The organism is Streptomyces sp. SID486 (assembly GCF_009865385.1).
In the GTDB taxonomy this organism is placed as follows: Bacteria; Actinomycetota; Actinomycetes; order Streptomycetales; family Streptomycetaceae; genus Streptomyces.
This window is the reverse complement of the sequence record NZ_WWJT01000350.1, coordinates 1-12,812: the sequence shown is the minus strand read 5'-3', so window position 1 is coordinate 12,812 and position 12,812 is coordinate 1. Positions and strand designations below refer to the sequence as shown.

At 72.9% G+C, this 12,812-nt stretch carries 10 protein-coding genes, 1 tRNA gene and 1 pseudogene; 4 read left to right on the top strand and 8 right to left on the bottom strand.

Going from position 1 to position 12,812, the window contains the following annotated elements; all coding sequences use genetic code 11:
* Positions 1-108 precede the first annotated feature (108 nt).
* Positions 109-711 carry an oligoribonuclease gene (orn, locus tag GT045_RS15975; RefSeq protein WP_161334563.1) on the top strand — a complete coding sequence of 201 codons (603 nt, stop codon included), beginning with the start codon at positions 109-111 and terminating at the stop codon, positions 709-711.
* A 106-nt stretch (positions 712-817) separates the two neighbouring features.
* Positions 818-890, top strand: a tRNA-His gene (locus tag GT045_RS15970).
* A gap of 100 nt (positions 891-990) precedes the next feature.
* Here GT045_RS15970 and GT045_RS15965 read toward each other — a convergent pair.
* The 5 genes from GT045_RS15965 to GT045_RS15945 form a co-directional block, all read right to left on the bottom strand.
* A complete protein-coding gene (locus GT045_RS15965) occupies positions 991-2,046 on the bottom strand; it encodes a LacI family DNA-binding transcriptional regulator (protein WP_161289235.1) in 1,056 nt (351 codons plus the stop codon).
* A gap of 125 nt (positions 2,047-2,171) precedes the next feature.
* On the bottom strand, positions 2,172-3,614 hold the full coding sequence (locus tag GT045_RS15960; RefSeq protein WP_161334562.1) for a GH1 family beta-glucosidase: 1,443 nt from the start codon (positions 3,612-3,614) through the stop codon (positions 2,172-2,174).
* A gap of 69 nt (positions 3,615-3,683) precedes the next feature.
* A complete protein-coding gene (locus GT045_RS15955; protein ID WP_161334561.1) occupies positions 3,684-4,604 on the bottom strand; it encodes a carbohydrate ABC transporter permease in 921 nt (306 codons plus the stop codon).
* Positions 4,605-4,618: 14 nt separating this feature from the next.
* Positions 4,619-5,611 carry a sugar ABC transporter permease gene (locus tag GT045_RS15950; RefSeq protein ID WP_161289229.1) on the bottom strand — a complete coding sequence of 331 codons (993 nt, stop codon included), beginning with the start codon at positions 5,609-5,611 and terminating at the stop codon, positions 4,619-4,621.
* A gap of 102 nt (positions 5,612-5,713) precedes the next feature.
* On the bottom strand, positions 5,714-7,030 hold the full coding sequence (locus tag GT045_RS15945) for an ABC transporter substrate-binding protein (protein WP_161289227.1): 1,317 nt from the start codon (positions 7,028-7,030) through the stop codon (positions 5,714-5,716).
* A gap of 503 nt (positions 7,031-7,533) precedes the next feature.
* On the opposite strand from GT045_RS15945, the gene GT045_RS15940 reads away from it, so the two are divergent.
* Complete coding sequence (locus GT045_RS15940; protein WP_161334560.1) at positions 7,534-8,583, top strand: LacI family DNA-binding transcriptional regulator; 1,050 nt, start codon at positions 7,534-7,536, stop codon at positions 8,581-8,583.
* A gap of 148 nt (positions 8,584-8,731) precedes the next feature.
* Here GT045_RS15940 and GT045_RS15935 read toward each other — a convergent pair whose 3' ends face one another.
* The 3 genes from GT045_RS15935 to GT045_RS15925 all read right to left on the bottom strand — a co-directional run bounded on the left by GT045_RS15935 (position 8,732) and on the right by GT045_RS15925 (position 12,443).
* Complete coding sequence (locus tag GT045_RS15935) at positions 8,732-10,204, bottom strand: cellulose binding domain-containing protein (RefSeq protein ID WP_161334559.1); 1,473 nt, start codon at positions 10,202-10,204, stop codon at positions 8,732-8,734.
* Between the two features lie 134 nt (positions 10,205-10,338).
* Complete coding sequence (locus tag GT045_RS15930) at positions 10,339-11,742, bottom strand: HAMP domain-containing sensor histidine kinase (RefSeq protein ID WP_161334558.1); 1,404 nt, start codon at positions 11,740-11,742, stop codon at positions 10,339-10,341.
* Positions 11,739-12,443 carry a response regulator transcription factor gene (locus GT045_RS15925; RefSeq protein WP_202514894.1) on the bottom strand — a complete coding sequence of 235 codons (705 nt, stop codon included), beginning with the start codon at positions 12,441-12,443 and terminating at the stop codon, positions 11,739-11,741. Before GT045_RS15925 ends, GT045_RS15930 begins: the two co-directional genes overlap by 4 nt.
* 99 nt (positions 12,444-12,542) lie before the next feature.
* On the opposite strand from GT045_RS15925, the pseudogene GT045_RS15920 reads away from it, so the two are divergent.
* Positions 12,543-12,812: pseudogene (locus GT045_RS15920) on the top strand (hypothetical protein); the annotation flags it as partial.

The following is a 12,812-nucleotide window of genomic DNA, read 5'->3' as shown; positions in this document are numbered from 1 at the left end:
GAAGGCGAAGGGGGCGGAGCCGGACTCCGCCCCCTTCGCCCGGTCCGAGCACCGCGAGGTCGCGCACGGTCGGTCCAGCTCAGCGCGGCTCGCCGTAAGGTGAGACACATGAACGATCGCATGGTGTGGATCGACTGCGAGATGACCGGCCTCTCGCTGTCCGACGACGCTCTCATCGAGGTGGCCGCCCTCGTCACCGACTCCGAGCTGAACGTACTCGGCGAAGGGGTGGACATCGTCATCCGGCCGCCGGCCCGTGCCCTGGAGACGATGCCGGAGGTGGTGCGTCAGATGCACACCGCGTCCGGGCTGCTCGCCGAGCTCGACGCCGGCACGACTCTGGAGGACGCCCAGGCGCAGGTGCTGGCGTATGTGAAGGAGTACGTGAAGGAGCCCGGGAAGGCGCCGCTGTGCGGCAACTCCGTGGGCACCGACCGGGGCTTCCTGCTGCGGGACATGCCGGCCCTGGAGAGCTACCTCCACTACCGGATCGTCGACGTGTCCTCGGTCAAGGAGCTGGCCCGCCGCTGGTACCCGCGGGCGTACTTCAACAGCCCGGAGAAGAACGGCAACCACCGGGCCCTCGCCGACATCCGCGAGTCGATCGCGGAGCTGCGCTACTACCGCGAGGCCGTCTTCGTGCCGCAGCCCGGCCCGGACTCCGACACCGCGAAGGCGATCGCCGCCAAGCACGTCCTGCCCGCGCGGTAGCCCGCCCGCGGGGCCCGCGCGAAAACGTGTGCGCGAGCACCCCTTCGGACCATGTAGACTTCTTCTCGGCCGGTCGGGGAAACGACAAGTTCCACCGCCGGTCGTGGTGGGTGTAGCTCAGCTGGTAGAGCACCTGGTTGTGGTCCAGGAAGTCGCGGGTTCAAGTCCCGTCACTCACCCTGAGTAGTCAGCCGGTGATTCCGTCGCAGGACGGGGTCGCCGGCTGCTGCGTTTTCCGGGGGTGGTGTGCGCCGGGGCGGTCGGCCCGGCGCACGCCGTTCACGACGACGCCCGGACCACCAGCTCCGTCGGCAGCACCGCCTGCCGCCGCTCCGGCTCACGGGCCGTGGCGGGACGGCGGCCGGCGATCTCCGTGAGCAGGAAGTCGATCATCGCCCGGCCCATCTCCTCGATCGGCTGGCGGACGCTGGTGAGCGGCGGGTCCATGTGGCGGGCGATGGCGGAGTCGTCGTACCCGACCAGGGCGACGTCGTCGGGGATGCGGCGGCCCGCCTCGCGCAGCACCTGCCGGGCGCCGGCCGCCATCACGTCCGAGCCGGCGAAGACCGCGTCGAGACCGGGGTGGCGCGCGAGCAGGGTCGCCATCGCGCGGCGGCCCCCCTCCTCGGTGAAGTCGCCCGGTTCGACGAGGAGTTCGTCCACCGTGTGGCCCGCCTCGCGCAGGGCGTCGCGGTAGCCGGCGACCCGCCGCTCGGCGCCGTAGACGTCCAGCCGGCCGGTGATGTGCGCGATCCGGCGCCGGCCCCGGCTCAGCAGGTGTTCCACCGCCGAGCGGGCGCCGCCGTAGTTGTCCGAGTCCACCGAGGTGAGCGACTCGGCGGCCGAGCGCGGTCCGCTGATCACCGCCGGGATCCCCAGCTGGGCCAGGAGGTCGGGCAGCGGGTCGTCGGCGTGCACCGAGACCAGCAGGACGCCGTCGACACGGTGGGCGGCGAGGTACTGGGCCAGGCGCTGCCGTTCCCGGTCGCTGCCGGCGAAGATCAGCAGCAACTGCATCTCGGTGTCGGAGAGTTCCGCGCCGACCCCGCGCAGCATGTCGGAGAAGTACGGCTCGGCGAAGAACCGGGTCTCCGGCTCGGGGACGACGAGGGCGATGGCGTCGGTGCGGTTGGCGGCCAGGGCGCGGGCGGCGGTGTTGGGGACGTAGCCGAGTTCGGCGACGGCCGCCTCGACCGCGGCCCGGGTGGCGTCGCTGACCCGGGGCGAGCCGTTGATCACCCGGGAGACCGTGCCCCGCCCGACCCCGGCGCGGGCGGCGACCTCTTCCAGGGTCGGCCGTCGGCCGCCCCGGCCTCTCACACCGCTGCCCGCCATGGTCGCCGCCTTCCGCTCACCGCCGTCAGGCGAGGAATGTAACAGCCGCGCCGCGGGCGCCCGCGCCGTCGCCGGCCCCGGCGGGCGGGACCGCCCCCGGGGCCCCGCCCACCGTCCGGCGCAGGTCAGCCGGGCAGGGCGTTGTCGCGGATGACCTCGGCGTACCAGTGCGCGCTGGCCTTGGGGATGCGGCGCTGGGTGGGGTAGTCGACGTAGACGGCACCGAAGCGCTTCGAGTAGCCGTAGGACCACTCGAAGTTGTCCAGCAGCGACCACAGGAAGTACCCGCGCACGTCGGCCCCGTCGGCGATGGCCCGGTGGACGGCCGCCAGGTGGGAGTGCAGATAGGCGATCCGCTGCGGGTCGGCGACGCGTCCCTCGGGGGAGACGTAGTCGTCGAACGCGGCGCCGTTCTCCGTGACCATGAGCGGCAGCCCTGGGTGGGAGGCCGCCAGCGCGGTCAGCAGCGTGTGCAGTCCGTCCGCGTCGATGGCCCAGTTCATCGCGGTGAGGTCGCTGTTGGCGAGGTGGAAGGCGACGTGCTCGGAGCCGGTCCACGGTGAGTTCTCGCTCGCGCCGTGGCCGTCGTTCCTGGTGCTCGCGGCGCCGTCGGCGGGCAGGGAGACCACGGTCGGCGAGTAGTAGTTGACGCCGAGGACGTCGATGGGCCGGGAGATCTCCGCCAGGTCCCCGTCGCGCACCAGCCGGTGCCAGTCGACGAGGTGCGCGGTATCGGCCAGCAGGTCCTCGGGGTAGGCGCCGTCCAGGAGGGGGCCGGTGAAGATCCGGTTGCCGACGGCGTCGATGCGGCGCGCCGCCTCGGCGTCGCCGGGGCTGTCGGTGAGCGGGCGCACCTGGTGCAGGTTCAGGGTGACGGAGGTCTGGGCGGTGGCCGGCAGGACGGCGCGCAGCGCGCCGACGGCCCGGCCGTGGGCCAGGTTCAGGTGGTGCGCGGCGCGCAGGGTGGCGGCCGGGTCGGTCCGCCCCGGCGCGTGGACACCGGAGCCGTACCCCAGGAACGCCGAGCACCACGGCTCGTTGAGGGTGGTCCACGTCCCGACCCGGTCCCCCAGGGCGCGGGCCACCAGGTCGGCGTAGTCGGCGAAGCGGTCGGCGGTGTCCCGGTGCGGCCAGCCGCCCACGTCCTCCAGTTCCTGCGGGAGGTCCCAGTGGTAGAGGGTGGCGACCGGGGTGATGCCCGCCTCCAGGAGTGCGTCGGTGAGGCGGCGGTAGAAGTCCAGGCCGCGCTCGACGGCGGGTCCGCGTCCGGTGGGCTGGACCCGGGACCAGGAGACGGAGAAGCGGTACGCCTTGAGGCCGAGGTCCTTCATCAGCGCCACGTCGTCGCGGTACCGGTGGTAGTGGTCGGCGGCGATGTCGCCGGTGTCGCCGTTGCGGACTCTGCCGGGGGTGTGGCTGAAGGTGTCCCAGATGGACGGGGTGCGGCCGTCCGCGGCGGCGGCGCCCTCCACCTGGTAGGCGGCGGTGGCGGCACCCCAGACGAAACCGGCCGGGAAGGCCGGTGCCGAGGCGGGCTGGGCCGTGGTCTCGGGTCGTACGGCGGTCATGGTGAGAACGCTCCCAAGGGGTGAGAAACGGGCGGCGGACGGTGGTCCAGCGGTGCGGCGGTGCGGGTCTCAGCCCTTGACCGCGCCGGCCATGATCCCGCCGACGATCTGCTTGCCGAAGACGACGAAGACCACCAGCAGCGGCAGGGTGCTGATCAGCGCTCCGGCCATGACGATGCTCTGGTCGGGGGTGTAGGAGGCACTGAGCTGGCCGAGTGCCACCTGGATGGTGGGGTTCTCCTGGTTCAGCGCGAGGAAGGGCCAGAAGAAGTCGTTCCACGCCTGGACGAAGGTGAGCATGCCCAGCACCGTCATGGCGGGCCGGGCCACCGGGAGGACCACGCTCCACACGATGCGGAAGTTGCTCGCCCCGTCCATCTTGGCCGCCTCGATCAGCTCGTACGGCAGGGCCTCGACCAGGTACTGGCGCATGAAGAAGACCCCGAAGGCGCCGACCAGGGTCGGGAAGATCACCGACTCCAGCCGGCCGCCCCACCCGATGTCCGACATCATCATGAACAGCGGGACGACGCTGAGCTGCGGCGGGATCGTCAGCGTGGCGACGACCGCGGTCATCAGTACGCCACGGCCGCGGAAGCGCATCTTGGCGAAGGCGTAGCCGGCGAGGGTGCAGAAGAAGAGGGTGGCGGCCGTGATGCAGCCGGCTACGACGACGCTGTTGACGATGGCCTTGCCGAGGTGGGCCTGGTCCCAGGCCGCCTGGAGGTTGCTCCACAGTCTGCCGCCCGGCACGAGCGGCGGCGGGCTGTCCAGGACACGCTGCTGGTCGTGCGAGGCGGCCACCAGTGTCCAGTACAGCGGGAGGACCGAGCCGAGGCCGACGACGATCAGGGCGGCGTAGGTGAACGGGCCGCCCCGCAGCTGCCCGCCGGCTCCGACCCGGAAGCGGCCGGGGCCCTTGGCGGGGGCGGTGCCGGGCGGTGCCGGAGCGGGGCCGGGCACGGTCGTGGTGGGACTGGTCGTGGTCATCGATGTCGCTCCCGTCAGGCCGCGTTGTCGCGCGTGAACCGGCCGACGATCCAGTTGATCAGGGCGATGAGCAGCAGCAGGACGAGCATGGCCCAGGCCACGGCCGCGGCCGGGCCCAGGTGGCCGAGCTTCCAGCCGTAGTTGAAGAGGTAGATGCTGAGCGTCTCGTACTGGTGCTCGCTGCCGCCGATCGAGCCGAGGGTGCCGCCCTGCAGCAGCAGCGGTTCACCGAACAGCTGCATCGAGCCGATGGTGGAGATGACGATGGTGAACAGGATCGTCGGCCGCAGGGAGGGGACGGTCACCTTGCGGAACTGCTGCCAGCGGGACGCTCCGTCGATCGAGGCGGCCTCGTACAGGTCGGTGGGGACCGCCTGCATCGCCGCCAGGTAGATCAGCGCGTTGTAGCCGGTCCAGCGCCAGATCACGATGACCGAGATGGCGATCTTCGAGGTCCACTCGCCGTTGCCCCACTCGGTGTTGCCGGCGCCGAAGAAGTGCAGCACCCAGTTGAGGATGCCGCCGTCGGCGCGGAAGACCAGCGCGAAGACCAGGGCGGCCGTGGCCACCGAGGTGGCGTACGGGGTGAGGATGACGGTCCGCCAGAAGGTGCTGGCCCGCAGCCGGTAGTTGAGCAGGTGGGCCAGGCCCAGCGCCACCAGCAGCTGCGGCACGGTGGAGAGGACCCCGATGACGAAGGTGTTGGACACGGCCGTCCAGAACTCGGAGTCCTGGAGGATCCTGGCGAAGTTGTCCCAGCCCACCCACTGGGACTGGTCCAGGCTCGTCATCTCCACCCGGTGCAGGGCGATCCAGCCGGTGTAGAGGAGCGGGTAGAGCCCGAAGGCGCCGAAGATCAGGAAGAAGGGGGCGATGTAGGCGTACGGGGACGCCTTGTCGTCGAAGCGCCACAGCCGGGCGCGCCATGCGCCGCGTCCGGTCGGCGCGGCACCGGTGCCGCCTGGTGGCGGGGTGCAGGCGCCCGGGGCGGGGGTTGTCGTTGCCACGGGGGAGTCCTTCCCTGGGGGTTGCGGCCGGGTGGGCGGCGGGTGCGTCCGGGGCCGGGGCCGGCCCGCCCCTCACGGCGCCGGCCGCCGGGACCCGGACGGCTAGCCGAGTGCCTTGTCGATCGACTCGGTCGCGGCGTCCCACGCGTCGGCGGAGCTGGTCCCCCGCTGCTCCATGTTGTTGATCTGGGTGGAGATCGTGTCCTTGATGACGCCGTCCTTCGGGCCGAGCACCGCCTCGGGGATGGACTTGGCCTCCTCGGCGTAGATCTGCCCGATGGGGGCGTCGCCGAAGTACGGGAGCCTGGCGTTCTTCACGTCGGCCAGGTCGTAGGCGCCCTTGTTGGACGGGAAGACACCGATCGCCTTGAACACCGCGGCCTGCTGCTCCGGTGCGGTCAGCCACTTGACCAGCTCGGTCGCCTCCTTGACGTGCTTGCCGCTCTTGGGGACGGCCAGGAAGGAGCCGCCCCAGTTGGCCGCGGTCGAGCCGGGGGCGCGGGAGATGTCCCACTTGCCCTTGTAGTCGTCACCGGAGTTGACGGAGATCTGGCCGGCCATCCACGCCGGGCAGGCCACGGTGGCCACGGTGCCCTTGCGCAGCGCCGCGTTCCAGGCGTCGGTGAACTGCGGCAGTCCCTGGGACAGCTTCTTGTCGGCGGCCTCGGCGGCCAGGTCCCAGCCCTGTCTCACCGACTGGCTGTCCTTGTACACCGGCTTGCCGTCGGCGTCGTAGTACTGCTCGGCGGAGGAGCTGACGACCGCGTTGTACATCGCGGACGCCGAGTCCATGAAGTAGGTGCCGGAGGGCGCCTTCTTCTTGTACCGCTCACCGAGTGCCAGGTAGTCCTCCCAGCCGCCGGCGACGGCCTTGGCGACGGCTTCGCGGTCGGAGGGCAGGCCGGCCTTCTCGAAGAGGTCCTTGCGGTAGCACAGGGACATGGGCCCGATGTCGGTGCCGGCGCCTATCACCGTGCCGTCCCCGGCGGTGGCCTGCTTCTCCTTCCAGGACACCCAGTCGTTCACGTCGATCGCCTTGCCGAGGTCGGTGAACCTGGCCGCCTGGGTGTCGACGACCTCCTTGATGCGCCCCACCTCGATACCCGTGACGTCCGCGAGGCCACTGCCCGTGTTCAGCTGCTGAAGGAGCTTCGGGTAGTAGTCCTGCTCGTTGGCGGTGGTCTCCTCCTTGACCGTGATGTCCGGGTGCAGCTGGTGGTACTTGGCGAACAGGCCGGCCTCCTTGTAGCCGAACTGCCCGAAGTCGGCCACCGTGAGGGTGATGTTCCCGTCGGCGTCCGAGGTGTCCGAGTCGTCGCTGCTGCAGCCGGTCAGCAGCAGGGCGGAGGCCGTCAGGACCGTCGTGGTCACGGTCGCCGCTCTGCGGCCGCGGCCACCGCCGGTACGGGTGATGCGCATTCCACTACTCCTTGTTCCAGGGGGAACGGGACCTCGGGAATCGGGCCGCCGGGCACGGCGGTCCGGACCTGTCCTCCCCGGTCCGCGCGGCGACCGGCCCGAGGCACCGGGACGTGCTCGGCAAAGGTGCTGGTCAACGGCGTGACGTACGAGGCGGAGGGCAAGGCCGTGGGCGGTACGAGCCGCCCGGGAACGCCCCCGGGTCACCCCGTGGGACCGCTCCCACGCGGCCTGCCGGAAGACTCGTCGGTGCCGGGCCGGGTGTCAAGACTTGAAGACGCCCTTGTTGCGCAAGCGTGTTCAGCGCGTCACGCGGACGTGTCGCGCGCCTCCGTCCGACCGCCGCGCCGCCCGGTGTTCGGCCATCGCGTCGGAGCAGGTCACGGCGCGGTGGACGTCCGCTGCCGACAACTTGGGTCGTTCCCTTGCCGGTTGGCGGACGGGCGGGGCCGGTGCTGGGCCAGAATGGAGCGCTCCGTCCACGACACACCGGAAGGTGAACGATGAGCCCTGCCGAACCACCGCGGCCGCCGAGGAACGCGGAGGCCCGGCGTCCGACCCTGAACGCCGTGGCCGCCCGGGCCGGCGTGGGCCGGGGCACGGTCTCGCGGGTCATCAACGGCTCACCGAAGGTCAGCGACCGGTCCCGGGCGGCCGTCGAGCGGGCCATCGCGGAACTCGGCTACGTCCCCAACCGCGCCGCCCGCTCACTGGCCACGCGCCGCACGGACGCGGTCGCCCTGGTCGTGCCCGACGCCGGGAACCGGCTCTTCTCCGAGCCGTACTTCTCGGGGATCATCCAGGGCGTCTCCGCCGGACTCGCCGACGCCGGGCTGCAGTTGCTGCTGGTCCTCGCGGGCGTCGACTCGGAGCACGGCCGGCTCGCCGCGTATCTCGCCGCCCACCGGGTGGACGGTGTGCTGATGATGGCGGTCCACGGCGACGACACCCTGCCCGACCGGCTGGAGGAACTGGCCGTGCCGACCGTGCTGGCCGGGCGGCGCGACGACGGGGAACGGCTGGGGCACGTCCGCGCGGACAACCGGGGCGGTGCCCGGCTCGCCGTACGGCATCTGCTGGCGGGGGGACGCCGGTGCATCGGCACCATCACGGGCCCCCTGGACATGGAGGTGGCGAGGGCACGGCTCGACGGCTACCGCGAGGCGCTGCGCGAGAGCGGTGCCGCGGTCGAGGAGGATCTGGTCGCGGCGGGCGACTTCACGGAGTCGGGCGGACGCGCGGCCATGCGGGAACTGCTGCGCCGGCGCCCGCATCTCGACGCCGTCTTCGCCGCCTCCGACGTGATGGCCCTCGGCGCGGTGCGGGAACTGCGGGCGGCGGGGCGGCGGGTGCCGGAGGACGTCGCACTGGTCGGTTTCGACGACTCGGTCGTGGCCCGGCACGTCGATCCCCCGCTGACCAGTGTCCGCCAGCCGCTGGAGGAGATGGGGCGGGCGATGGCCGGCCTGCTGCTGGAGGAGATCGCCCACCGGGGCACCGGCCGACGGGGCGTGGTGCTGCCCACCGAGCTGGTGGTACGCGAGTCAGCGTGACGGCCGGGGGGGGTGCCGGGTGCGGCCGGGGGGCCGGGCTGCGGCCGGGGGGCCGGGCTGCGGCCGGGGGGCCGCAGCCCGAAGGGGCGCGGCGCGGCCCTCCCCCCGGAGTACCGCGCCCCCGCTCGGGCGACCCGTCGGTGCCGGGTCAGTGGAACGCCGCGAACGCCTTCGAGAAGGCGAACCGGTCCTGGGCGATCGAGCTGCACGTGGCGTCGGCGGTGGGCTTGCTGCCGCCCGCGCACTGCTTGTCGCGGGTCGCGGACCACATGGACAGCCCGCCCAGTCCCTTCGCCTTCGCGAAGTCCGCCAGCCGGCCGGCGTCCTCGACCGTGAAGACCTCGGAGGAGACGTCGTTCACGCCGATCATCGGGGTGACCGTGACCGTCTTCCAGGCGGCGGAGTCCGACAGACCCAGCACACTCTTGATTTGCGCCTGGGTGGCGGTCGCCGCCTGCTCGGCGTAGGCGCCCATGTCACCGCTGTAGGAGGCGCCGTAGTCCATGGCCATGATGTTGACGGTGCCGGTCCGCACGCCGTGGGCCTTGGCGTCGGCGAGGAGGTTCACACCGTCCTGGGTGAGGCCCTCCGGCATCACCGGCAGGGTGAAGGAGACGTCCAGGCCGGGGTGCTGGGCCTGAAGCTCGGCGATGGCCTGGGCACGGCGGGTGTTGGCGGCGGTGTCGGGCAGCGCGCCGCCCTCGATGTCGAAGTCGACCTTGGTGAGCTTGAAGGCGTCGATCGCCTTGCCGTACGCCGCCGCCAGCGCGTCCGCGGAGGAGCAGGTGGTGGCCAGCTCGGAGCCGGAGGCGCCGCCGAAGGAGACGCGGACGTCACCGCCCTTGGCGCGCAGCGCGCCGATCTGCGCGGCCACGCCGTCGCCGGTGAGGTCCGTGACGCCGCCCCACTTGGGGGTGCAGCCGCCGCCGTCGGTGAGGAAGGCGAGGTTGTAGTTCTTCACCCCGGTGGCGTCGGCCGTGCCGAGGAGGTCGAAGGCCGGGTACAGGGAGGTGTCGACGTAGGGGGCGAAGCCGGCGGAGGCTGTGGTGCCGGTACCGGTGCCGGTGCTGCCCGTGGGCGTCGGGGTCGCGCTCTTCGTGGGGGTGGCGGTTCCGGTGGGCGCCGGGGTGTCCGTCCGGGTGGGGGCCGGTGACGGGGGCTCGGACGGCCGGCCGCTCGGCTCGGGCGTGGCGCCGCCGTCGGCGGAACACCGGGCGTCGTCGATCCGGCAGCCGGTCGGGTCGCCGCTGCCGCTCACCACGAAGCCGACGGTCACCGATTTGCCGGGGGCCAGGCCGTCGGTGTCCCAGGTGGCCGGCCGTACGGTGACGTGCCGGCCGCTGACGCTCGACTCGCCGTTCCAGAGGGAGCTGAGCCGCGCGCCCGCCGGGAGGTCGAACTCCAGCGTCCAGGTCTTCTCGGCCGCGCCGCTGTTGTTGGTGACGACGTACTGGGCGGTGTAGCCGCTCGACCAGTCGCTGGTCCTGGTGTAGGCGGCGTTCACGCCGGCCGCGTTGGCGGTGCCGGTGAGCAGGACCGCGGCGCCGCCGACCACGGCCGCGGCCACCAGGCCGCCTATCGCCTTGTTCCTGCCACTGATCCTGCGCCGGTGCGTGCTCATGCGCGTGCCTGCTTTCACTGCTCACGGGGGGTGCACAGGGGTCGGTCGGCCCTGTGGGGTGCGGCAGCACGCTAGCGAGCCCGATTCGGACAATCGGCTTGTTCGGGACGGTGGTCGCGGAGCTTATGGTCCGCTTAAGGGAGCGATCGGGGTCGGTTAAAGGTGGAGACCAGCCGGCCCGGCCGGCGACGCCGCACCGCGCTCCGGTGCCCTCGGCCCAACGGCCCCCGCCCGTCGAGCTGGAACCAGATCCGCACCTCGGTGCCGCCGAGCACCGAGGCGCCGATGCGGACGTCGCCGCCGGTGGACTCGGCGAGCCGGCGGACGATGTCCAGGCCGAGGCCGGTGGAGCCGGTGGTGCCGGAACCCCGGCCGCGGGCCATGGCCGCCGCCGGGTCGGGTATGCCCGGGCCCGCGTCGGAGACGAGCACGATCACCGCGTCCTCCCCGTTGTGCACGTCGACCGCGAAGGCGGTGCCCTCGGCGGTGTGCCGGAACACGTTGCCGAGCAGGGCGTCGAGCGCGGCGGCCAGGTCCGCGCGGGCCACGGGCAGCCGCACCGGCCGTTCCACGCCGGCCACCCGCCACTTGCGGCCCTCGTCCTCGGCGAGCGCGGACCAGAACTCCATCCGCTCGCGGACCACTTCGGCCGCGTCGCAGCCGGCGCCGGGACCGGCGGCGGCCGTCTGCGGCTTGGCCTCCCGGGCCGTGCGGATGATGGTGTCGACCTCGCGCTCCAGCTGGGCGACGGCGGCCCGGGTCTGCTCGGCGGCCGGTCCGGCGCCGAGGGAGGCGGCGTTCAGCCGCAGCACGGTGAGCGGCGTGCGCAGCCGGTGCGAGAGGTCGGCGGCCAGTTCGCGCTCGTTGGCGAGGAGTTGCACGACCTGGTCGGCCATGGAGTTGAACGCGACGGCCGCCAGGTGCAGTTCGGTCGGGCCCTCCTCCGGCACCCGGGCGCCCAGCTTGCCCTCGCCCAGCTCGTGGGCGCCCGCGACCAGCCGCCTGGCCGGGCGCACCATGCGCACCCCGAGCCGGTCGGCGACGGCGACCGAGCCGACGATCAGCGCGAGGCCGACGGCCGCGAGCACCGCCCAGGCCGTGCCGACGCCGTTGGTCACCTCGGACTCCGGCACGTACACCTCGACCACCGCGATGGCGCCGGAGCCCAGCGCGACGGGCTGGAGCAGGGTGGAGCCGCCGGGCACGGTGGTGGTGGAGGCCCGGCCGAGTCTGCGCACGGTGCGGATGTCGCCGTCGGCGGCGCGCCGGCGGCCGAGGTCGAGCGCGGCCCGGCCGTCGGCGGCCGGCAGGTGGACGGCCATCCCGGAGCCGGCGCCGGCCGAGGCCACCACCCGCTCCAGCTTGTCCCGGTCGGTGGTGATGGACAGGGCGGGCGCGACCGCGGCGGCCTCCCGCTCGGCGCTGGAGAAGGCGCGGTCGCGGGCCATCTCCTTGACGACCAGACCGAGCGGCACGGCGAAGGCGACCACGACCATCGTGGTGACCGCCAGGCAGACCTTGACCAGCGCCCACCTCATCGCGGCTCCCCGTCGGCAGGGGGTTCGAGCTTGACACCGACACCCCGGAGCGTGTGCAGATAGCGCGGCCGGGCGGCCGTCTCCCCCAGTTTCCGGCGCAGCCAGGACAGATGGACGTCGATGGTCTGGTCGTCTCCGTAGGACTGCTGCCAGACCTCGGCGAGGAGTTCCCTGCGGGGCACGACGACCCCGGGCCGGGCGGCCAGGAAGGCGAGCAGGTCGAACTCCCGGCGGGTGAGGTCGAGGCGGGCGCCGTCCAGCTCGGCCTGGCGGCGCAGCGGGTCGACGGTCAGGCCGCCGACGCGCAGCACGGCCGGGGGCGCGGCCTCGGCACCGCCGGAGCGGGACCGGCGCAGCACGGCCGCGAGCCGGGCGGAGAGGTGCTCGACGGAGAACGGCTTGGTCAGGTAGTCGTCGGCGCCTGCGTTGAGCAGCCGGACGACCTCCGTCTCGTCGTCCCGGGCGGTGGCGATGATGACCGGCACGTCGGTGATGCCGCGCAGCATCTTCAGGGCCTCGGAACCGTCCAGATCGGGCAGTCCGAGGTCCAGGATGACCACGTCGAAGCGGAGATGGGCGACCTCGCGCAGCGCCTCCAGTGCCGTACCGACGCTGCGCACGGTGTGAGCGGCGTCGGTCAGATGCCGGATGAGCGCCGAGCGTACGAACTGGTCGTCCTCGACCACGAGCACACTTGCCATGCGCCGCACCGTACGCCATACGGGCACCACCGGGCGGGCGCCTGTGGACAACCCGGGCCATGTGCGCACGGCGGTGTCCCTGGGGCAGTATGGCCCGCGATGCGCAGAGGACTCGTACACGTACTGGCCTGGCTGCTCGCGACGGGAGCGGCGGTCACGCTGTCGTGGTGGGGCGTGCACACGGTGATGGCGGGGACGGCGTACGACCCGCCGCGCGCCCTGCCGGTCACCGCCGCCGACGCGGTGGCGCCGGACCGGACCGCCGCGCCCCGGACACCCTCCGCCTCCGCCACCCCCTCGCACGAGCGGCCGGCCCGCACGGCGCCGGCGCCCACCCGCACCCCCGCCCGCACCCGGCCCCCCTCCCCC